Raw genomic sequence first — 19,077 nt, 5'->3', positions numbered from 1 at the left:
CCCGCAGGCGTGCCGCAACCCCGTGGGCTCCCGTCCCTCCCCGCGTGGGCTGTGACGCTCGTCCCGTTGCGACCCGCCAACCACCTATCGCTCAGATTCCGTGATTGATAACCCGACTTTCGAGCACCCATCGTGAGTGAAACTGGGTTAGGCTGCGGGCCATGTGTGGAATCGTGGGATACGCGGGCGCGCGCCCCGCACTCGGCATCGTGCTCGACGGACTGCGGCGGCTGGAATACCGCGGCTACGACTCGGCGGGCGTCGCGATCGTCTGCGACGACCAGCTGCTGACCGAGAAGAAGGCCGGCAAGCTGGCCAACCTCGAGAAGGTGCTCTCCGAGCGGGCCGCCGACGACCCGACCTCCTGCGCGGCCAGCCCGATCGGCATCGGTGACGGCACCACCGGCATCGGCCACACCCGGTGGGCCACCCACGGCGGCCCGACCGACCGCAACGCCCACCCGCACGTCGCACCGGACGGCCGGGTCGCGGTCATCCACAACGGCATCATCGAGAACTTCGCCAAGCTGCGTGCCGAGCTGGAGGCCGACGGGGTCCAGTTCGCCAGCGACACCGACACCGAGTGCGCCGCCCACCTGCTCTCCGCCGCGCTGGCCGACCTGCGCGCCGCCGGCCAGCCGGACGGCCCGCAACTGCTCGCCGCCGGCATGCGGGTGGTCTGCCAGCGGCTGGAGGGGGCGTTCACCCTGCTCGCGGTGGATGCCGCGGTGCCCGGCGCGGTCGTCGGCGCCCGACGTAACTCGCCGCTGGTCGTCGGGCGGGGCGATGGGGAGAACTACCTGGCCAGTGACGTGGCCGCGTTCATCGAGCACACCCGGGAAGCGGTCGAGCTGGGCCAGGACCAGATCGTCCTGATCACCGGTGACAGCATCGAGATCACCGACTTCGAGGGCCAGCCCGCCGCCGGCAAGGACTTCCACATCGACTGGGACTCCTCGGCTGCCGAGAAGGGCGGCTACGACTGGTTCATGCTCAAGGAGATCGAGGAGCAGCCGCAGGCCATCGCCGACACGCTGCTCGGTCGGCTCACCGAGACCGGTGAGATCGCCCTCGACGAGGTCCGCCTCAGCGACCAGGATCTGCGCGACGTCGACAAGATCTTCATCGTGGCCTGCGGCACGGCGTACCACGCCGGGATGGTCGCCAAGTACGCCATCGAGCACTGGACCCGGATCCCCTGCGAGGTGGAGCTGGCCAGCGAGTTCCGCTACCGCGACCCGGTGCTCGACCGGTCCACGCTGATCGTGGTGATCTCGCAGTCCGGCGAGACGATGGACACCCTGATGGCGCTGCGCCACGCCAAGGACCAGAAGGCCCGGGTGCTGGCGATCTGCAACACCAACGGCTCGACCATCCCGCGCGAGTCGGACGCGGTGCTCTACACCCACGGCGGGCCGGAGATCGCCGTCGCCTCCACCAAGGCGTTCCTCACCCAGGTCGTCGCCTGCTACCTGATCGGTCTGCACCTGGCCCAGGTGCGCGGCATCAAGTTCGCCGACGAGGTGGGCGCGGTCGTCGCCCAGTTGCAGGAGATCCCGGGCAAGCTGCGCGAGCTGCTCGACCGGATCGAACCCGTCCGTGAGCTGGCCCGGGACCTGAAGTCCGAGCCGACGGTGCTGTTCATCGGCCGGCACGTCGGCTACCCGGTGGCCCTGGAGGGTGCGCTGAAGCTCAAGGAGTTGGCGTACATGCACGCCGAGGGCTTCGCGGCCGGCGAACTGAAGCACGGCCCGATCGCCCTGATCGACAAGGGCACCCCGGTGATCTGCGTGGTGCCGTCGCCGGTCGGCCGGGGCATGCTGCACGACAAGGTCGTCTCCAACATCCAGGAGGTCCGGGCCCGTGGTGCGCGGACCATCGTGATCGCCGAGGAGGGCGACGAGGCCGTCGTCCGGTACGCCGACCACCTGATCTACGTGCCGCGTACGCCGACCCTGCTGGCCCCACTCGTCACCACGGTGCCGTTGCAGGTGTTCGCCGCCGAGATCGCCGACGCCCGTGGGCACGACGTGGACCAGCCCCGCAACCTGGCCAAGTCGGTCACCGTCGAGTAGTAGCTCAACGGCCCAACACGACCCGGGCCATCCCGTCCAGCGCGGGGTTGCCCGGGTCCCAGTAACCGGTGTGGCCGCCCCGCCCGCCGTCGAAGACCCGGCCGCCGAACCCCGGGGCCGACGGGTCGTGACCGAACCACAGCTCATGCCCGGTCCGGTCGGGCCAGCCGAGCACTGCGGCCAGCGGCGCCGCGCCCAGCAGGGCGCGGCGACCGAGCTCGTCCGCCGAACGGGCCGCGCGGATCACGTCGCCGGAGGCGCTGCTCGCCCAGACCTCCCGGGGCGGCACGCCCAACTCGGCCGCGTGCGACGCGCCGACCCCGGGCGAGCCGACGAAGACCAGCGCGTCGGCGGCCAGCCCGTGCTCCCGGGCCGTCACACCCACCACCAGCGACCCGTAACTGTGCCCGAGGACGGTCTGCCGGGCCGGTGACCCCTCATGGGTGGCCCGCAACCCCTCCTGAAAGCGGTGCAGCGCCGGGCCGGCGTCGCGTGCCTGGCCCGCCGAGACGGCCTCGGTCAGGGAATCCGGAGCGTCGTAGTCCAACCAGAGCACCGCCGCGCTGCGCTCACCCGGAGCCAGCGCGGCGCACCGGTCCAGCACCCGCGCCGCCCTGCCCAGCTCGCCGGGGGCGTCGTCCAGGCCGGCGGTCATCCCCGGCACATAGGTCAGCACCCGGTCGGCCCGGTCCGGGTCGCCGAGCGCCACCACCACCCGGCCCTCACCGGCCGGATCCAACCCGAGCAGGTACGCCCGGGGCTCCCCGCCGGCTGCCAGCCGACCGGCCAGCGCGTCCAGGCCGGCCAACCGCCCGGCCACCCCGCGCAGCCGGACCGACGCTAAGGGCCCGGGCGGCACCCGGCCCAGCAGACCCCTGCGCTCGGCCAGCAGCTCCTCCCGCCACACCGCGAGCCGCAGCCGGTTGGCCTGGTCGCGGGCGGCCACCGGCACGCCGTCCCACCGGCCCACCAGTGCCGGCTCGTGCCCGACCAGCCAGCGTCGCTGCGCCGGGGTCAGACCCGACCACCAGGCGTGGACCAGCGTCGGCGCGGCGTCGAGGGCCGGTCGGCCCGGCGGTGGCGGGGACGCCCACCCGCTGGCGGCGGCCCGGGTCAGCTCGTCCAATCGGTCGGCGGCGAACCGGTCGGCGGCCCCCGCCTCGTCGAGTGCGTCCCGCAGGGCGGCCGTCACCCGGGCGGCAGCCACGCCATCCCGTTCGGTGGACCGGTGCCGGGCCGGATCGACGTGCACCCGGCCCGTGCGGTCCACGACCAGGCCGGACGCCTCCGCCCGAGCGACCGCGTCGGCGAGCCGCGCCTTCGCCGACGTCAGCCGACCGGCAAACTCGGCCAGCACCTGATCGGCCTCGATCAGGGCGGGCAGGACCGACGTCAGCTCGTCCCGCAGGCCGACGAGCCGGACGTCCGCCGCCGTGGCTGCCACACCCGACCAGCCGCCCCGCAACCGCCCGCCCGCCGCCCGCAGCTCACCGGCGCGACGCTCGACCGGCCCGGTCAACCCGACCCAGGCCACCCCCGCGGCCCGCCACCCGCTCGGATCCGCCGCCCACAGTTGCCGGTAGCCGACGCTGCTCACCGGGGCAGCACGGCGAACCGGTCGGCGGCCCGGTCGTCCACCGTCTCGTACGCCTCGGCTGCCGCCCGGACCCCCTGCGAGGTCACCTCGACCCGGGTGCCCAGCCGACAGAGCCAGGCGTGCGTGGCCGCCTCCAGCCCTGCCAGAGCCGCGCCGGCCCGCCACTCGGGCGCCGCCACCAGCAACCCCGGCGCTCCCGCGAGGCCCAGCGCCAGCCGGTGCGCCTCACCGTCGAGCGTGACGGCGACCGCCCGCAGCTCCTCCGGCCGGACGGCGAACGACTCCTCGGCCATGACTCCACCCCCGTGGACGATCGGCATCGACGTGCTGACGCTAGGCGCGGACCGGTGGTCGCCGGGTGCCCTGTGGACAGCCGCGGTGGGTCGTACCCCGGCCTGTCCACAGGCGTTGCCCAGCGCGAGCCCGACGGCTAATCTGCGGCCCCGACCGCCGGTAGGGTGATGTGGTGATCGTCGCCGTCGGCATCGACGTGGTCCTGGTCGACCGGTTCGCCCGGGCGCTGACCCGGACGCCGTCGCTCGCCGACCGGCTCTTCACCACGGCCGAGCGGCACACCCGCGCCGGTGCCCCGCGCTCGCCGGAGTCGCTCGCCGCCCGCTTCGCCGCCAAGGAGGCCGTGGCCAAGGCGCTCGGCGCCCCGGCCGGGCTGAACTGGCACGACTGCGAGATCGTGCCCGACCCGGACGGTCGCCCCCGGCTCGCCGTCTCCGGCACGGTCGCGGCGGCGGCGCAGGCGCGTGGAGTCAACCACTGGCATCTCTCGTTGTCGCACGACGGGGGGATCGCGTCGGCGATGGTGGTCGCGGAACGGTGACGTCGGCTGGGCGGGCCGCTCCGGCCCACCCGCGAACGGGATGGGACACGGTGGCATGAGATCGGTGTGGCGGGTGGCCGACGTACGGGCGGCCGAGGCGGGGCTGATGGGCACACTGCCGGACGGGACGCTGATGCAGCGGGCCGCCGCCGGGCTGGCCCGCCGGGCCGCTCTCCTGCTCGACGAGCGCGGCGGGGTCTACGGCAGCCGGGTCCTGCTGCTGGTCGGCTCCGGCGACAACGGCGGCGACGCCCTGTACGCGGGGGAGCGCCTGGCCCGCCGGGGTGTCCAGGTGTCCGCCCTGCTGCTCACCCCCGGGCGCGCGCACGCCGCCGGGCTGGCCGCGCTGCGCGCGGCCGGTGGTCGGCTGGTGCCGCAGCCGACCGGCCCGGTCGATCTGGTCCTCGACGGGATCGTCGGCATCGGTGGCACCGGTGGGCTGCGGGCGAACGCGGACGAGATGGTCCAACGTCTCGGCGAGTTGCGAGGGCGCGACGGTGCGCGGGCCACCGTCGTCGCGGTGGACGTGCCGAGCGGGGTCGCGGTGGACACCGGCCACGTGCCGCTGTCCGCGTCCGGCCGACCGACCGCCGTCCGCGCCGACGTGACAGTGGCGTTCGGCGCGCTGAAGCCCGCACTCGTGGTCGGGCCGGCCGCCGCCCTGGCCGGGCAGGTGGAGTTGGTCGACATCGGGCTGCGGCCGTGGCTGCGGGGCACCCCGGCGCTACGGGTCACCGAGTGGTCCGATCTGATCGAGTGGTGGCCGGAGTTGGGACCGGCGTCGGAGAAGTACACCCGGGGCGTGGTGGGCGTGGCGACCGGCTCGGAGACCTATCCGGGCGCGGCGGTGCTCTCCGTCGGTGGGGCTCTGGCCGGGCCGACCGGCCTGGTCCGCTACGCGGGCAGCGCCCGCGCCGAGGTGCTGCACCAGCACCCGTCGGTGATCGCCAGCGGGCGGGTCGCCGACGCGGGCCGGGTGCAGGCCTGGGTGTGCGGCTCCGGCCTGGGCACCGGCGCGGACGCGGCAGCCGAGTTGCGTGCCGTGCTGGCCGCCCCGGTGCCGGTGGTGCTCGACGCCGACGCGCTGACCCTGCTGGTGGACGGCTCGCTCGCCGACCGGCTACGCGGGCGCGACGCGCCGATCGTGGTCACCCCGCACGACCGGGAGTTCACCCGACTCTGCGGGGAGGAGCCCGGCGCCGACCGGGTCGGTTCGGCGCTGCGGTTGGCCGCCTGGATGAACGCCGTGGTGCTGCTCAAGGGGGACCGCACGGTGATCGGCACCCCGGACGGCCGGGCGTACGTCAACCCGACCGGCACCCCGGCGCTGGCCACCGGCGGCACCGGTGACGTGTTGGCCGGGCTGCTCGGCTCGCTGCTGGCCGCCGGGGTGCCCGCCGACCGGGCTGCGGCCTCGGCCGCGTACCTGCACGGGCTCGCCGGTCGGGAGGCGGCCCGGGGCGGGCCGGTGACCGCGCCCGACGTGGTCACCGGGCTTCGCCCGGTTGTCGCCCGGCTGGGCTGATCGTGCTGTGCCGTCCGGATCGGCACCCGAGGGCGTGCGTCGCCGCCCCGGTGATCACGGCGGAAAGTAGGCTGGGCGCATGTGGCAGGCCGAGGTACGCGTCGATCTTGACGCCATCCGCGAGAACGTGAGCCGACTCCGCTCCGGCACCACCGCCGAGCTGATGGCGGTGGTGAAGGCCGACGGGTACGGCCACGGCCTGCTCCCGGCCGCCCGCGCGGCACTCGACGGCGGCGCGGACTGGCTCGGCGTCTGCACCCTCGACGAGGCGCTCACGCTGCGCCGGGGCGGGGTGACCGCGCCGGTGCTGGCCTGGTTGCTCGCGCCGGGGCTGCCGCTGCACGAGGGGATCAGCGCCGGGGTCGACCTGGGCGCGGCGAGCCTGTCGCAACTGGACGAGATGATCAAGGCGAGTCAGCTCGCCGGGCGTCCCGCCCGCCTGCACCTGAAGATCGACACCGGCCTGTCCCGGGGTGGCGCGACCGTCGCCGACTGGCCGGCGCTGCTGAACGCCGCCGCGAAGGCACAGGCCGACGGCCTGGTCGAGGTGGTCGGTGTGTGGAGCCACTTCGTGTACGCGGACTCGCCCGGCCACCCCACCACCGACCGTCAGCTGGCCGTCTTCCACGAGGGGCTGGACATGGTCGAGCGGGCCGGCCTGCGCCCGCGCTGGCGGCACCTCGCCAACTCGGCGGCCACCCTGACCCGCCCGGACACCCACTTCGACCTGGTCCGCCCCGGCATCGCCATCTACGGTCTCTCCCCGATCGCCGGTGAGACGTACGGGTTGCGGCCGGCGATGACCGCGCGTGCTCGGGTGATGCTCACCAAGCGGGTGCCCGCCGGCACCGGTGTCTCCTACGGGCACACCTACACCACCGAGGCCGACGCGAACCTGGCCGTCGTCCCGCTCGGCTACGCCGACGGGGTTCCCCGGCACGCGTCCAACACGGGGCCGGTGCAGCTCGCCGGAGCGCGAAGGACCATCTCGGGGCGGGTCTGCATGGACCAGTTCGTGATCGACTGCGGCGACGACCCGGTGGTCGACGGCGACGTGGCGACCCTGTTCGGCGACGGCACCGACGGCGCCCCGACCGCCGACGACTGGGCCGAGGCCGTGGGCACGATCAACTACGAGATCGTCACCCGCTTCGGCGGCACCCGGGTGCCCCGGGTCTACGACGGCGAACGGCCATGAGCTACCGCATCCCGCGTCCGCGTACCGCGGCGGGTCGGGTCGCGGGCATCGTCGGCGCCGCGGTGGGCGTGGCCGCGGCGGGCCTGGCGGCCGGCGTCGCGACCGAACGCACCCTGGTCCGCCGCTTCAAGGCCGACCCGACCGACCGCTACGCGCACGAGACGTTCGGCGAGCAGCGGTACGACGAGGCGTTCCGGCTGGAACTGCCGGACGGCACGGACATCCACGTCGAGGTGGTCGAGCCGACCCGGCCGGTGCCGGGGCACCCGACGGTGGTGTTGGTGCACGGCTTCTGCCTTGACATGGGGACGTTCCACTTCCAGCGTCAGATGCTCGCCGAGCGCGGTGACTACCGGATCGTGGCGTACGACCAGCCCGGTCACGGCCGTTCCGGCCGGTTGGAGACCGGGGAGTACGACCTCGCGGTGCTCGGCCGGACGCTGCGCCAGGTGATCGACCGGACCGCGCCGGAGGGGCCGCTGGTGCTGGTCGGGCACTCGATGGGCGGCATGACCATCATGGCGTTCGCCGAGTTGTTCCCGGAGCTGTTCGGTGACCGGGTGGTGGGCACCGTCCTGATGGCCACCTCGGGTGGCCTCGTCGCGGAGACCAAGCTGGTCGCACCCGCGCTGCTCGGCCGGGTCGGCGGCCCGGTGCTGTACATGGTCAGCAACGCCACGCGGTACGGCGGCCCGGTGATCGACAAGGCCCGCAAGTCGACGTCGAACGTGGCCTGGCTGCTGACCCGCAAGTACGGTTTCGGCACCCGCAAGCCCAGCCCGTCGCTGGTGTCCTACGTGGAGACGATGAACTCTCGGACGTCGGCCGACACGGTCACCCGGTACCTGCGGACCCTGGCCACCCACTCACGCTTCCCGGCGCTGGCGGCGCTGGCGGCGACCCCGGTCCTGGTGGTGGTCGGCGACAAGGACATGATCACACCGGTGACCCACTCCGAGGAGATCGTCCGGCGGCTGCCGCACGCCGAGTTCGTGAAGATCAAAGACAGCGGTCACGTGGTGATGTTGGAGCACGCCGACGAGGTCAACGCCGCGCTCGCGCGGTTCCTCGAGTCGATCGCAGAGCCGGAGGAACGGTGAGTCACGTCGTCAAGCTGCCGACCGTCGAGGACACCCGGGAGTTCGGCCGACGCCTGGCCGGGCTGCTGCGCGCCGGCGACCTGGTGCTGTTGACCGGCCCACTGGGCGCCGGCAAGACAGCGCTCACCCAGGGCATCGGCGCCGGGCTCGGTGTCCTCGGGGACGTCACCTCGCCGACCTTCGTCATCGCCCGGGTGCATCGCCCCGACCCGTCCCGAGGTGGCCGGGTCGCGCTGGTGCACGCCGACGCGTACCGGCTGGGGGACGCCACCGACCCGCGCGCCGAGATCGACGATCTGGACCTCGACGCGTCGGTCGACGACTCGGTGACCGTGGTGGAGTGGGGTGAGGGCCTGGTGGAGCAGTTGGTCGACGCGCATCTGCGGGTCCGGATCGACCGCCGCGACGACGACACCCGCGTCGTCGAACTGGACCCCGTCGGTGGCGACTGGGCTCGGCGGCTCACCGACCTGGGCTAGATCGCCGCTGTCGTACCCGATCTCTAGAGTGCGGGGGACCGACCCACCGTGTGAGAGGTTCCCGATGCCCGACGACGCCCCCGCCCTGGATCTGTTGGCCCTGCTGCCGGAGCAGTGGCGTGCCGTGCTCACCCCGCACCTGGACCCCGCGCGCGCCGCCGCGTTGGGCGAGTTCGTCGCCCGCGAATACGCCACGCAGACCGTCTTCCCGCCGCTGGAGGACCTGTTCTCGGCGTACCGGCTGTGCCTGCCGCAGGCCACCCGGGTGCTGATCCTCGGCCAGGATCCCTACCACCGGGCCGGGCAGGCGCACGGGTTGAGCTTCAGTGTCCGCGAGGGTGTGACGGTGCCTCCGTCGTTGCGCAACGTCTTCAAGGAGTTGGGCGAGGACGTCGGCGTCTCCAAGCCGCGCAGCGGCAACCTCGACGGGTGGGCCGCCCAGGGTGTGCTGCTGCTCAACGCGGTGCTGACCGTCCGCCAGGCCACCCCGGGCTCGCACGCCAACTCAGGCTGGGAAGAGTTCACCGATGCGACGATCCGGGCGCTGGACGCGTCATCGGACCGGGTCGTCTTCCTGCTCTGGGGTGGCTACGCCCGCAAGAAGGCCGCCCTGGTCACCAACCCGCAGCACGTGGTCCTCGAAGCCGGCCATCCCAGCCCGATGAACCCGCGCGGCTTCCTCGGCAGCCGACCGTTCAGCGCCGCCAACAAGGCTCTCGCCGACGCCGGCCTGTCCACCATCGACTGGGAGCGCACCGCCGGCTGAGCCGGCGCCGGCTCAGCCGCCGTCGGTCGGCCGGCGGTCCCGGTAGCGGCGCAGCAGATCGGCGGCCCGGGCGTCGGTCAGCTCCAGCTCGACAAGCGGCACCACCTGGTAACTCCGCTGACCGTGGCGCACCTCGATCGTCTCGGGCAGTTCGTCGCACATGGTGGCCCTTATCTCGCCGTACGTGGTCGACCATCGGTGCTCGCCCGGCTCCTCCGGTTCCAACCACAATCCGCCGAACTCGCTCCAACGGGCGTTCCACCGCCGGCCGTAGTTGTTCTCCAGCCAGCTGGTGAACAGCTTGGAGTCCTGCCAGCGCAGGGCGATCTCCAGCGCCTCGACCGGCACCGGCGCGCCCTGCAACAGCGCAGCGGTGCTTCCGGTGATCACCGGCGGGAGGTCGGGAAGTCGGTCCAGCAGGTCGTCCAGCGCGAGCGCCTCGATCCGCTCGGCGATCGGACGCGCCGCCAGGTCGTCCATGCGGGCGTCGAGGTGCGCGTCCAGCGGTTCGACCCCGACGACCAACTGCACGCCCATCGCGGCGAGCAGTGCCTCGAGAACGGTGATGCTGGGGGTGCGGTTGCCGTTTTCGATCCGGGCCACCGCAGCCTGGCTGACCCCGGCCGCCTCGGCCAGCTCGCACTGGGTCAGATCGCGCAGGTGGCGTTGCTCCCGAACGACGCTGGCGATCAGGATGGCAAGTCGTGGGGACGGCACCCCGGCATGGTGGACCACGCCGGGTCGGAGCGGCTACCACAGAGCCGGATTCACGACTTGACGGTCTTCCGTGAAGATCCGTCGTCCGGATCGGGGGCCCCCGTCGCCCCGCGCTTCGTCGGTCCGCCGCGCGCTCCGGCCCTGGCGACAGGTGCCCCAATGAGCGATATACCTCTGAGTCATAAATATGACTCAGAGGTATATCGCTCATCAGCGAATGGCCTCCCGGCTAGCAGCGGATGCTGCCGGGCCGGCCGGAGCGGCTGCGTCGCGCCGGGTGGGGCCGTCCGACGGTGTGGACGTTCGCCGGCGTCGCGCGGGGTTGGGGCGTCACGCGGGTGGCCGAGTGGCGTCGGCCGGGCCTGACCAACGCGCTGGCCACCGACGCACTGCGGTGGGGCCGGGGCGTGACGGAGGGCTGCGGCGGGGCGGCTAGGCTGGCTTACCGTGCTCGTACTCGTGGTGGACAGCTCGACCCCTGCGGTGACCGCAGCGCTGGTGGAGGTCTCGGCAGACGGCGTGACGCCCCGGGCGCACCGGTGCACGGTCGATGCCCGCGCGCACGGCGAACTGCTCGCCCCCCAGGTGGACGCGGTCCTCGCCGACGCCGACGCGCGCCCACGTGATGTGACCGCCATCGTCGCCGGGCTCGGCCCGGGGCCGTTCACCGGGCTGCGGGTCGGCCTGGTCACCGCCGCGACGATGGGGCAGGTGCTGGGCATCCCCACGTACGGTGTCTGCTCGCTGGACGCCATCGGCCACCCGGCGGCGTCCGGCGAGCCGGTGCTGGCCGCCAGCGACGCCCGGCGCAAGGAGCTGTACTGGGCCGTCTACGACGGCGCGGGCCAGCGCATCGTCGGGCCCGAGGTGTCGACCCCGGCGGTGGCCGCGGTGCGCGCCCGGGAGCTGGGTGCCACGATCGCGGTCGGCGACGGCGCGCACCGGTACGCCGAGACGCTGGACCTGCCGGTTCGGGTCGAGCCCCGGTACCCGGACGCCACCGTGCTGGCGCTGCTCGCCGCCGAGCGGATCCGGGCTGGTGCCCCCAGCGAGCGGCTCACCCCGCTCTACCTGCGCCGCCCCGACGCGGTGGCGGCTACCGGTCGCAAACCGGTCCTGCCATGACGGAGGTACGCCTCGTCCCGTTCCGCTGGTGGCACATCGACGACGTGCTGCCGATCGAGGCGGACCTCTTCGGCGCCGAGCAGTGGTCAGCCGGCATGTTCTGGAGCGAGTTGGCCAACGGGCACCACTACCGGGTCGCCGTCGACGAGGACGGCGCGGTGCTCGGTTACGCCGGGCTCGCCGGAGTTCCCCCGGACGAGGTGTGGGTACAGAACATCGCCGTCCGCCGGGAGGCGCAGCGGCGCGGCGTGGGCCGTGCCCTGCTGGAGGACCTGCTCGCCGAGGCGGCCCGCCGCGAGACCCGCAGCACCCTGCTGGAGGTGGCCGTGGACAACGCCGCCGCCCAGCGGCTCTACGCGACGTACGGGTTCGAGCCGGTCGGGGTACGGCGCGGCTACTACCAACCGAGCAACACCGACGCGCTGGTCATGCGGCGCGACGCCGAACCGACCGGGGACGGACCACACGACAATGGCTGACGAACCGCTGATCCTGGGTATCGAGACCTCCTGCGACGAGACCGGCGTCGGCATCGTGCGCGGGCACACCCTGCTGGCCGACGCGCTCGCCTCCAGCGTCGAGGAGCACGCCCGGTTCGGGGGTGTGGTCCCGGAGGTGGCCAGCCGGGCACACCTGGAGGCCATCGTCCCGACCATGGACCGCGCCCTGACCGAGGCCGGGGTCACCCTGGCCGACATCGACGCGATCGCGGTCACCTCCGGGCCCGGTCTGGCCGGCGCGCTACTGGTCGGTGTCGCCGCCGCCAAGGGGTACGCGCTCGCCGCCGAGAAGCCCGTCTACGGCGTGAACCACCTCGCCGCCCACGTCGCGGTGGACACTCTCGAACACGGGCCACTGCCCGAGCCCGCCATCGCGCTGCTGGTGTCCGGTGGCCACTCGTCCCTGCTGCTCGTCGACGACCTGGCCCGAGGCGTCACCCCGCTGGGAGCCACCATCGACGACGCGGCCGGAGAGGCGTTCGACAAGGTCGCCCGGCTTCTCGGGCTACCCTTCCCGGGTGGTCCGCCCATCGACCGGGAGGCCCGTGCCGGCGACGCCGCCTCGATCGCGTTCCCGCGTGGCCTGACCGCCGCGAAGGACCTCGCCGCCCACCGGTACGACTTCTCGTTCTCCGGTCTGAAGACGGCGGTGGCCCGGTGGGTCGAGGCCCGTCAGCGCGCCGGCGAGCCGGTGCCGGTGGCCGACGTGGCCGCGTCCTTCCAGGAGGCGGTCTGTGACGTCCTGACCAGCAAGGCACTCGCGGCCTGCCGTGCCCAGGGCATCGAGACCCTGGTGATCGGCGGGGGAGTGGCGGCGAACTCGCGGCTGCGGGCGATGGCCGAGCAGCGCGCCGAGAAGTACGGCATCCGAGTGCGGGTGCCCCGGCCCAAGCTGTGCACCGACAACGGCGCGATGGTGGCCGCACTCGGTTCGCACCTGGTCGCCGCGGGGGTCGCACCGAGCCGACTGGACCTGCCGGCCGATTCGGCGCTGCCGTTGACCACGGTCAGCGTGTGACGGGGGCAGCGGACGTGATCGTGCGGATGTGGGAGGCGCGCGCCGAGGCGTACGGCGTCGCGGATCTGATCACCTGGGTGTGCGACACCGCCCTGCCCGAGTTGGAGCACGACCCGCTGCACGTCTCCAGCGAGGTCTTCTCCTCCACCGACCATCGGGTGGTGGTCATCTCCAAGTGGCGCAGCAACCCACGCCCGTTGCCGGATCCGCCCGCCCTGCTGGTGGCCCGCGCCCCGCACTCCTGGGACTTCACCCAGGTCGACCGCTGACGCGAGCCACCACGCAGGCAACGGTCAGCTGCGGCGCAGCATCCGATAGGTGGCGATTCCGCCGGTGCCCAGCGCCGCGAGGAAGACCAGCCAGACGACGGTGCTGCTGACGCCGACCTGCGGACCGGAGTTGGCCGAGGCGGCGGCCAACAACCCGTCCTCACCGGGGGCGGGCAGCGCGGCCGGCGGCAGCTCCGGCCAGCGGACCAGGCCGGTACTCTCCAACATCTGCATGTGGTGCTGGACGAAGCCGTTGGCGTCCTCGCAGAGCTTGCGGACGGTGGCGTCCCGGGTGCTGGCCCGCACCGCGCCGATCACCGGGAAGATCTTGCCGTGGGCGACCCGGAGCCGGGTGACGAAGATCTGGTCGAACCGGGCGCCGGAGGCCTTCTGCATCTCCGCCAGCCAGCCCTTCTGCTCGGCGGTCGGCTCACTGGGGATCGTCGCGCCCAACTTGTTGGCCGCCTCGACGACGAGTTCGTCGAGCCTCTGGTGCTCACTGGCGATGCCCGCGCCGATCTCCCGGACCTTGGCGGACTGCCCCTTCTCGGCTGCCATCTGGCCGGCCGGCATCTCCCACAGCCCGGCCAGCCGTACCCCGTTGAGCAGTGTCATGTCGGCGGCGTTGAGCTGCTGGCCACCGGCGGGGGCGGCGACTGCCACGCCGGGCAGGACACCGACCCCCGCGATGATCGCGACGAGCAGCATCGCTGCCCGGTGGGTCCGGTTGCCCAGTCGGCGACGGGCGGATCTGAGCGGTGCCATGTCTGTGGTGCCTCCTCGGTCCGGACCGGATCGCGTCTGGACCGGGCAGCCGTACGCTCCGGGCCGCCCGTCCGCCCACTGGTACGGACTGATCGCGTGATCAGTTCACCGGTTGGCGACCTGGATCAGCGAGTGATGGCGAGGAAGCCGCCGAGCAGCAGCAGGGTGACCGCGGCTGCGGCGAAGAGCATCAGCAACTCCCGACGCCCGTGCCCCACCGCGTCGCTGCCGACGGCCGGGTCGGCCAGGGCCGGCAGGTCGCGGGTCAGCGCGGCCAGGTCGCCGAGGGTACGTGCTGTCCACACCGCACCGGCCCGGTCGGAGAACTCGTCGAGGGTCAGCCGACCCGCCGCGGTGTGCCGGTGCAACTCGGCGACCACCCGGTTACGGTCGTCGTCGGAGGCGCGCAACTCGACATCCACGCCGGACAGCGTACGCGGGTCAGCCCACGTCGAGGGGGTCGGCGAGGAGCCGTTCGAAGGCCAGTTCGGCGGCCCCGATCAGCGGCGCGTCCTCGCCCAGTTTGGGAGTACGCAGCCGGACGTGTTCCAGGCAGGCGCCGAGCGCGTTCGAGTTGAGCCGGCTGCGAATCTGCGCGGCGGCGGCGAGGTAGAGGTCGCGCATGGTGCCGCCGAAGATGACCATTTCGGGGTTGAAGACGTTCACCAGATTGGCGACTCCGAAGCCGAGCCAGTCGCCGGCTTGGCGGACCGCCGTCTGCGCCCGGGCGTCACCCCGGTCGGCGGCGTCGAAGACCTCCAGCAACGCGTCACGGCCCCGGGCGTCGGAACGTCCGGCGGCGCGGAGCAGACCGTGCTCGCCGATCTCGGTCTCCCAGCAGCCCCGGGCGCCGCACTCGCAGGGCCTGCCGTCGCGGACCACCTTCATGTGGCCGACCTCGCCGCCGTACCCGCCGTGCCCGGTCAGCCGACGTCCACCGGCGATGATGCCGGCGCCGACGCCGACGTCCCCGTACAGGTAGAGCACGTTGTCGCAGCCGGCCGCCACCCCTCGGGCGTGTTCGGCGAACGCGGCGACGTCGGCCACGTTGCCCACTGTGACCGGTACGTCGATGCCCAACTCGTCGGCGACGGCGGCGCCGATCGGCTCGTCCACCCAGCCGGTGGTCGGGCCGAGCCGGACCAGGCCGTCGTCTCGACGGACCATCCCGCAGACGGCGACACCGGCGCCGACGCAGATCGAGTCGGCCGGGACCAGCTGCTGCATCTCCTTGACCGCGCCGGCCAGCAGCGGCGCGGCCTCGGCGGCCAGCAGACCGCGTGGTCGGTCCAGTTCGCGGCGGTCCAGGACCGCGCCGCCCAGCCCGATCCGGGCTGCGCGCAGCCGGTCCACCTCCACCGAGTACGCGTACGCGTAGACCCGGGCCGACTCGGGCCGAACGACGAGTGACGGTCGTCCGGCCCGGCCGGTCTCCTTCGGCGCTCCTTCGCTGACCAGCCCCACAGCGGACAGGTCGGCGGTGAGCGCACCGATGGTGCTGCGGTTGAGGCCCAGTGTGGTGGTCAGTTCGGCACGGGTGGTCGCCCCGTGGACGTGGACGTGTCTCAGCAGGGCACCGAGGTTCTGCCGTCGGACGTCGTCCTGGCTCGGTCCTGGGCGCATCGTGGTGTCACCTCCCGCGGGTCAGCGGGTGCCGGTGGCTGCCGCGCGGCGGCGGGAGAGCGCGTCGACGCTGGCGGCGAGCAGCAGTACGACGCCGGTGACCACGTACTTGACTCCTGCGCTGTACCCCATCAGGCCCATTCCGTTTTCGATGACCGCGACGACCGCGCCGCCGAGCACGGCGTCGAGGACCCGGCCCTTGCCGCCGAAGAGGCTGGTGCCACCGATCACCGCCGCGCCGACCGCGTAGAGCAGTACGTTACTGCCCCCCGTGTTCGGGTCGACCGAGTTGGCCCGGCTGGCCGCCACGATGCCACCGACGGCCGCCATGGACGAGCAGATCATGAAGACCGAGATCCGGATCCGGTCGACGTCGATGCCGGCGCGGCGGGCCGCTTCCCGGTTGCCGCCGACGGCGTAGACGTGCCGACCGTAGCTGGTGCGTTGGAGCACGAAGGTCCACACGATCAGCAGCACCGCGATGATCGGCACCACGATCGGCACGCCCTTGAGCGAGCTGATCAGGACGTTGCGGCTGCGTTCGAGGTTGAGCACGTACACCGCGGAGAAGAGGATGACGGCGAGCCCGCCGATCCGCAGCGCCACCACCGCGATCGGGTCGCTGATCAGGCCGCGGGCCACCCGGTTGCGGTGACGCAGCAGTTGCACCGCCGCATAGCCGACGACCGCGAGTACGGCCAGCGTCCAGCCCAGGGTGGGGGTGAGGTTGCGGTTGGCGATGGCGACCAGCACGTCGTCGCGGACGGAGATGTTGGTGCCCTCCTTCACCAGCAGCAGCACGATGCCCTGGAAGGCGAGGAAGCCGGCGAGGGTGACCACGAAGGACGGAATGCCGATCTTCGCGACGAGCAGGCCGAGGGTGGTGCCGATGACCAGTCCGGTGGCGATCCCGGCGAGCACGGCGACCCACCAGGGGTAGCCGAGGACGGTGACCACGTTGGCCAGTACCGCCGCGCAGACGCCGCTGGCGAAGCCGGCGGAGAGGTCGATCTCGCCGAGCAGCAGCACGAAGACCAGACCCATCGCGATCAGCGTGACCGCCGCGCCCTGGGTGAAGAGGTTCGCGAAGTTGCCGGCCGACAGGAACGACGACGGCTGCATGATCGCGAAGACGGTGCAGAGCACGATCAGGCCGAGCACGGCCGGTAGCGCTCCGACGTCGCCGCCGCGTACCCGGCTCAGGTAGTTGCGGGCGTGGCCCCCGACGGTCGGCGGCGGTGTGACGGCCGCGGGGCCGTCCTTCCGCACGGCGGTGGTGGTCATTCGGCGCCTCCTGAGATCGAGTCGGCCGGCCGCGGGCCGTCGCCGTTGCTGCCCGGGTCGGCGGCGATGCCGAGCCCGCCCGAGCGCCCGGCGGTGATCAGCTCGACCACCTGCGCGTGGGTGATGTCGGTGGTCTTCACCTGGGCGACCATCTGGCCGAGGTACAGCGCGGCGATCCGGTCGGAGACGGCGAAGACGTCGTTCATGTTGTGCGAGATGAGCACCACGGCCAGGCCGTTGTCGGCGAGACGGCGGACCAGTTCGAGCACCTGCGCGGTCTGTGCCACGCCGAGCGCCGCGGTCGGCTCGTCCAGGATGACCAGCTTGCTGTTCCACAGCACGGCCTTGGCGATGGCCACGGTCTGGCGCTGACCGCCGGAGAGGCTGGACACGTGTTGGCGCAGCGACGTGACGGTGCGGATGGAGAGCCCGGCCAGTGTCTCGGCGGCGAGCTGTTCCATCGTCGGCTCGTCGAGGACGATGCCGCTGCGCTTCTCGCGGCCGAGGAACATGTTCTGCACGATGTCCAGGTTGTCGCAGAGCGCGAGGTCCTGGTAGACGACCTCGATGCCGAGCGCGGCGGCGTCGCGAGGGCTGCCGATGTGCACTGGTTCACCGTTGAACAGGAACTCACCGGCATCGGTGGGGTGGATTCCACTGATGCACTTCACCAGGGTCGACTTGCCGGCGCCGTTGTCACCGACCAGTGCGGTGACTTCGCCCGGGTGGACGGTCAGGGCGACGTCGCGGAGCACCTGGACGGGACCGAAGCTCTTGTCGATCCCGCGGAGTTCCAGCAGGGGGGTCGCGGACACGGGGGGTCTCCTTCTTAAGGGAGTGTCGGGGCCCGTCCGGCGGGCGCCGCCCGGCACGAGAGGGGTGCTCCCGTGCCGGGCGGCGATGGTCGTCCCGGCGGGTACTGCGGCGTCGGTCAGCTGATGCCGGCGTCGGCGCAGAGCTTGGCGTACGCCCCGGCGCAGACCTCTTCCTTGGTCACGTAACCGTCGGCGATGACGTCCTTGACGTTGTCCTTGTAGATGGCCTTCGGGGTGAGCAGCACCGCCGGGACGTCGCGGTTGCCCTCCGGGTCCTTCACCGTCTGGCCGGTGTCCTTCCGCTCGCCCTTGGCGAGTGCGATGGCCAGGTCGGACGCGGCCTTGGCCTCTTCCCGGACGGCCTTGTAGACGGTCATGCACTGGTCACCGGCGAGGATGTTCTGCAGGCCCTCGGTGCTGGCGTCCTGCCCGGTCACCGGCACCTTGCCGTTGAGCTTGTTCTTCTTCAGGATCGAGATGGCCGCGTTGCCGAGACCGTCGTTGGCGGCGAGCACGCCGTCGATCTTGCCGTTGGCCTTGGTGAGCTGCTGCTCGAAGATGGTCGCGGCCTGCGCGTTGTCCCACGCCGGCACCGCGTCCTCGGGGCCCTTGACGTATTCGTTGGAGTCGAACTTCGGCTTGAGCACCGAGTCGTAGCCGGCCTTGAACAGGGTGGCGTTGTTGTCGGTGGGGGAGCCGTTCAGGTACGACACGACGGGGTTCTTGACGCCCTTGTCGGTCAGGCACTTCGACAGGCCCTCGCCCTGGAGCTTGCCGACGACCTCGTTGTCGAAGCTGACGTAGTACTGGGCGGAGCCGCCCAGGGTGAGCCGGTCGTAGTCGATGGTGGCGACGCCCTGCGACTTGGCCTTGTCGAGCACGGCCTTGCCGGTGCCGGAGTCCAAGTTGACGATCATCAGAACGGTGACGCCGCCGGTGATCATCTGGTCGGCGATGGTCTGGAAGGCGGTCTTGTCGTTCTGGGCGTTCTGGATGTCGGACTGGACGCCGGCGGCCTTGAACGCCTCCTCCAGGAACCGACGGTCCGCGGTCTCCCAGCGGACGGACGACTTGCTGTCCGGGAGGATCACGCCGATCTTGGGGGTCTTCTTGGAGTCGGTCGAACCGGAGCCGGCGTCGTCGCCGCCACAGGCGGTCAAGCCGCCGGTCGCGAGCAGGCCCACGGCGGCGATGGTGAGGATCCCCTTACGCATGTGCAGGGTCCTTTCGGGTGGGGGAGGTGTCGTTTTGTTGTGTCCGGCAACGTATTTCGCGTCACACCGGCTCCACAAGACCGCGCAGGTGCCAAGTTTGTTGGGAGCGATAACAATTCAGCAACGCGACTGTTACTCCCCGGCCATCCCGGAACGGGTCGGCCGTCATGAA

Annotated in this window: 20 protein-coding genes; 11 read left to right on the top strand and 9 right to left on the bottom strand. The window is 72.4% G+C overall.

Annotation, left to right across the window (positions count from 1 at the left end; genetic code table 11):
* Positions 1 to 161 precede the first annotated feature (161 nt).
* Positions 162 to 2,075, top strand: coding sequence for a glutamine--fructose-6-phosphate transaminase (isomerizing) (glmS, locus tag O7616_RS01255; RefSeq protein ID WP_282305296.1), 1,914 nt, complete (start codon positions 162 to 164; stop codon positions 2,073 to 2,075).
* A gap of 4 nt (positions 2,076 to 2,079) precedes the next feature.
* Here the strand turns inward: glmS and O7616_RS01250 are convergent, their stop codons facing one another.
* Positions 2,080 to 3,672: an alpha/beta hydrolase gene (locus O7616_RS01250; RefSeq protein ID WP_282305295.1), complete on the bottom strand. Its 1,593-nt coding sequence runs from the start codon at positions 3,670 to 3,672 to the stop codon at positions 2,080 to 2,082.
* Complete coding sequence (locus O7616_RS01245; RefSeq protein WP_282305294.1) at positions 3,669 to 3,965, bottom strand: hypothetical protein; 297 nt, start codon at positions 3,963 to 3,965, stop codon at positions 3,669 to 3,671. The genes O7616_RS01250 and O7616_RS01245 overlap by 4 nt, the downstream gene beginning before the upstream one ends.
* 173 nt (positions 3,966 to 4,138) lie before the next feature.
* Between O7616_RS01245 and O7616_RS01240 the strand changes: the two genes are divergently transcribed.
* The 6 genes from O7616_RS01240 to ung all read left to right on the top strand — a co-directional run bounded on the left by O7616_RS01240 (position 4,139) and on the right by ung (position 9,575).
* Entirely contained in the window at positions 4,139 to 4,507 is a 369-nt protein-coding gene (locus O7616_RS01240; RefSeq protein WP_282264513.1) for a holo-ACP synthase, read from the top strand.
* 55 nt (positions 4,508 to 4,562) lie between these two features.
* Positions 4,563 to 6,032 carry an NAD(P)H-hydrate dehydratase gene (locus O7616_RS01235; RefSeq protein ID WP_282305293.1) on the top strand — a complete coding sequence of 490 codons (1,470 nt, stop codon included), beginning with the start codon at positions 4,563 to 4,565 and terminating at the stop codon, positions 6,030 to 6,032.
* Positions 6,033 to 6,111: 79 nt separating this feature from the next.
* Entirely contained in the window at positions 6,112 to 7,230 is a 1,119-nt protein-coding gene (gene alr, locus O7616_RS01230) for an alanine racemase (RefSeq protein WP_282305292.1), read from the top strand.
* A complete protein-coding gene (locus O7616_RS01225; RefSeq protein ID WP_282305291.1) occupies positions 7,227 to 8,330 on the top strand; it encodes an alpha/beta hydrolase in 1,104 nt (367 codons plus the stop codon). Before alr ends, O7616_RS01225 begins: the two co-directional genes overlap by 4 nt.
* Positions 8,327 to 8,809, top strand: a complete 483-nt coding sequence (gene tsaE / locus O7616_RS01220; RefSeq protein ID WP_282305290.1) for a tRNA (adenosine(37)-N6)-threonylcarbamoyltransferase complex ATPase subunit type 1 TsaE — start codon at positions 8,327 to 8,329, stop codon at positions 8,807 to 8,809. Before O7616_RS01225 ends, tsaE begins: the two co-directional genes overlap by 4 nt.
* Before the next feature lie 64 nt (positions 8,810 to 8,873).
* Entirely contained in the window at positions 8,874 to 9,575 is a 702-nt protein-coding gene (ung, locus tag O7616_RS01215; protein ID WP_282305289.1) for a uracil-DNA glycosylase, read from the top strand.
* Positions 9,576 to 9,587: 12 nt separating this feature from the next.
* On the opposite strand, the gene O7616_RS01210 is transcribed toward ung, so the two are convergent.
* Positions 9,588 to 10,292 carry a helix-turn-helix transcriptional regulator gene (locus O7616_RS01210; protein ID WP_282305288.1) on the bottom strand — a complete coding sequence of 235 codons (705 nt, stop codon included), beginning with the start codon at positions 10,290 to 10,292 and terminating at the stop codon, positions 9,588 to 9,590.
* A gap of 447 nt (positions 10,293 to 10,739) precedes the next feature.
* Between O7616_RS01210 and tsaB the strand changes: the two genes are divergently transcribed.
* From tsaB to O7616_RS01190, 4 genes are read left to right on the top strand one after another with little or no spacing between them, the layout of a single operon-like run.
* Positions 10,740 to 11,417, top strand: a complete 678-nt coding sequence (gene tsaB / locus O7616_RS01205; protein ID WP_282305287.1) for a tRNA (adenosine(37)-N6)-threonylcarbamoyltransferase complex dimerization subunit type 1 TsaB — start codon at positions 10,740 to 10,742, stop codon at positions 11,415 to 11,417.
* The gene (gene rimI / locus O7616_RS01200; RefSeq protein ID WP_282305286.1) at positions 11,414 to 11,896 is read left to right on the top strand and encodes a ribosomal protein S18-alanine N-acetyltransferase; all 483 of its coding nucleotides are present in this window, start codon (positions 11,414 to 11,416) and stop codon (positions 11,894 to 11,896) included. The genes tsaB and rimI overlap by 4 nt, the downstream gene beginning before the upstream one ends.
* Complete coding sequence (gene tsaD / locus O7616_RS01195; RefSeq protein WP_282264521.1) at positions 11,889 to 12,935, top strand: tRNA (adenosine(37)-N6)-threonylcarbamoyltransferase complex transferase subunit TsaD; 1,047 nt, start codon at positions 11,889 to 11,891, stop codon at positions 12,933 to 12,935. Before rimI ends, tsaD begins: the two co-directional genes overlap by 8 nt.
* 14 nt (positions 12,936 to 12,949) lie before the next feature.
* Complete coding sequence (locus O7616_RS01190; protein WP_053660576.1) at positions 12,950 to 13,204, top strand: hypothetical protein; 255 nt, start codon at positions 12,950 to 12,952, stop codon at positions 13,202 to 13,204.
* A gap of 24 nt (positions 13,205 to 13,228) precedes the next feature.
* Here O7616_RS01190 and O7616_RS01185 read toward each other — a convergent pair whose 3' ends face one another.
* The 6 genes from O7616_RS01185 to O7616_RS01160 all read right to left on the bottom strand — a co-directional run bounded on the left by O7616_RS01185 (position 13,229) and on the right by O7616_RS01160 (position 18,905).
* Positions 13,229 to 13,969, bottom strand: coding sequence for a DUF4142 domain-containing protein (locus tag O7616_RS01185; RefSeq protein WP_282264522.1), 741 nt, complete (start codon positions 13,967 to 13,969; stop codon positions 13,229 to 13,231).
* Positions 13,970 to 14,094: 125 nt separating this feature from the next.
* A complete protein-coding gene (locus O7616_RS01180; RefSeq protein WP_282264523.1) occupies positions 14,095 to 14,391 on the bottom strand; it encodes a DUF1707 domain-containing protein in 297 nt (98 codons plus the stop codon).
* Positions 14,392 to 14,410: 19 nt separating this feature from the next.
* On the bottom strand, positions 14,411 to 15,592 hold the full coding sequence (locus O7616_RS01175) for an ROK family protein (protein WP_282264524.1): 1,182 nt from the start codon (positions 15,590 to 15,592) through the stop codon (positions 14,411 to 14,413).
* A 21-nt stretch (positions 15,593 to 15,613) separates the two neighbouring features.
* On the bottom strand, positions 15,614 to 16,876 hold the full coding sequence (locus O7616_RS01170; protein WP_282264525.1) for an ABC transporter permease: 1,263 nt from the start codon (positions 16,874 to 16,876) through the stop codon (positions 15,614 to 15,616).
* The gene (locus O7616_RS01165) at positions 16,873 to 17,691 is read right to left on the bottom strand and encodes an ATP-binding cassette domain-containing protein (RefSeq protein ID WP_282264526.1); all 819 of its coding nucleotides are present in this window, start codon (positions 17,689 to 17,691) and stop codon (positions 16,873 to 16,875) included. Before O7616_RS01165 ends, O7616_RS01170 begins: the two co-directional genes overlap by 4 nt.
* Before the next feature lie 116 nt (positions 17,692 to 17,807).
* The gene (locus tag O7616_RS01160) at positions 17,808 to 18,905 is read right to left on the bottom strand and encodes a substrate-binding domain-containing protein (RefSeq protein WP_282264527.1); all 1,098 of its coding nucleotides are present in this window, start codon (positions 18,903 to 18,905) and stop codon (positions 17,808 to 17,810) included.
* Positions 18,906 to 19,077: the final 172 nt, after the last annotated feature.

Origin of the sequence: Micromonospora sp. WMMD964 (assembly GCF_029581455.1) — a bacterium.
Taxonomy (GTDB): domain Bacteria; phylum Actinomycetota; class Actinomycetes; order Mycobacteriales; family Micromonosporaceae; genus Micromonospora.
Note: the sequence above shows the minus strand (reverse complement) of the source record. Positions and strands in the feature narration are given on the sequence as shown.

What these genes read in the sequence shown, in the direction of transcription:
- O7616_RS01160 (WP_282264527.1), bottom strand. Translation starts at nt 18,905, where the DNA reads ATGCGTAAGGGGATCCTCACCATCGCCGCCGTGGGCCTGCTCGCGACC.
- O7616_RS01245 (WP_282305294.1), bottom strand. Translation starts at nt 3,965, where the DNA reads ATGGCCGAGGAGTCGTTCGCCGTCCGGCCGGAGGAGCTGCGGGCGGTC.
- O7616_RS01170 (WP_282264525.1), bottom strand. Translation starts at nt 16,876, where the DNA reads ATGACCACCACCGCCGTGCGGAAGGACGGCCCCGCGGCCGTCACACCG.
- O7616_RS01175 (WP_282264524.1), bottom strand. Translation starts at nt 15,592, where the DNA reads ATGCGCCCAGGACCGAGCCAGGACGACGTCCGACGGCAGAACCTCGGT.
- O7616_RS01235 (WP_282305293.1), top strand. Translation starts at nt 4,563, where the DNA reads ATGAGATCGGTGTGGCGGGTGGCCGACGTACGGGCGGCCGAGGCGGGG.
- rimI (WP_282305286.1), top strand. Translation starts at nt 11,414, where the DNA reads ATGACGGAGGTACGCCTCGTCCCGTTCCGCTGGTGGCACATCGACGAC.
- O7616_RS01225 (WP_282305291.1), top strand. Translation starts at nt 7,227, where the DNA reads ATGAGCTACCGCATCCCGCGTCCGCGTACCGCGGCGGGTCGGGTCGCG.
- alr (WP_282305292.1), top strand. Translation starts at nt 6,112, where the DNA reads ATGTGGCAGGCCGAGGTACGCGTCGATCTTGACGCCATCCGCGAGAAC.
- glmS (WP_282305296.1), top strand. Translation starts at nt 162, where the DNA reads ATGTGTGGAATCGTGGGATACGCGGGCGCGCGCCCCGCACTCGGCATC.
- ung (WP_282305289.1), top strand. Translation starts at nt 8,874, where the DNA reads ATGCCCGACGACGCCCCCGCCCTGGATCTGTTGGCCCTGCTGCCGGAG.
- tsaD (WP_282264521.1), top strand. Translation starts at nt 11,889, where the DNA reads ATGGCTGACGAACCGCTGATCCTGGGTATCGAGACCTCCTGCGACGAG.
- O7616_RS01185 (WP_282264522.1), bottom strand. Translation starts at nt 13,969, where the DNA reads ATGGCACCGCTCAGATCCGCCCGTCGCCGACTGGGCAACCGGACCCAC.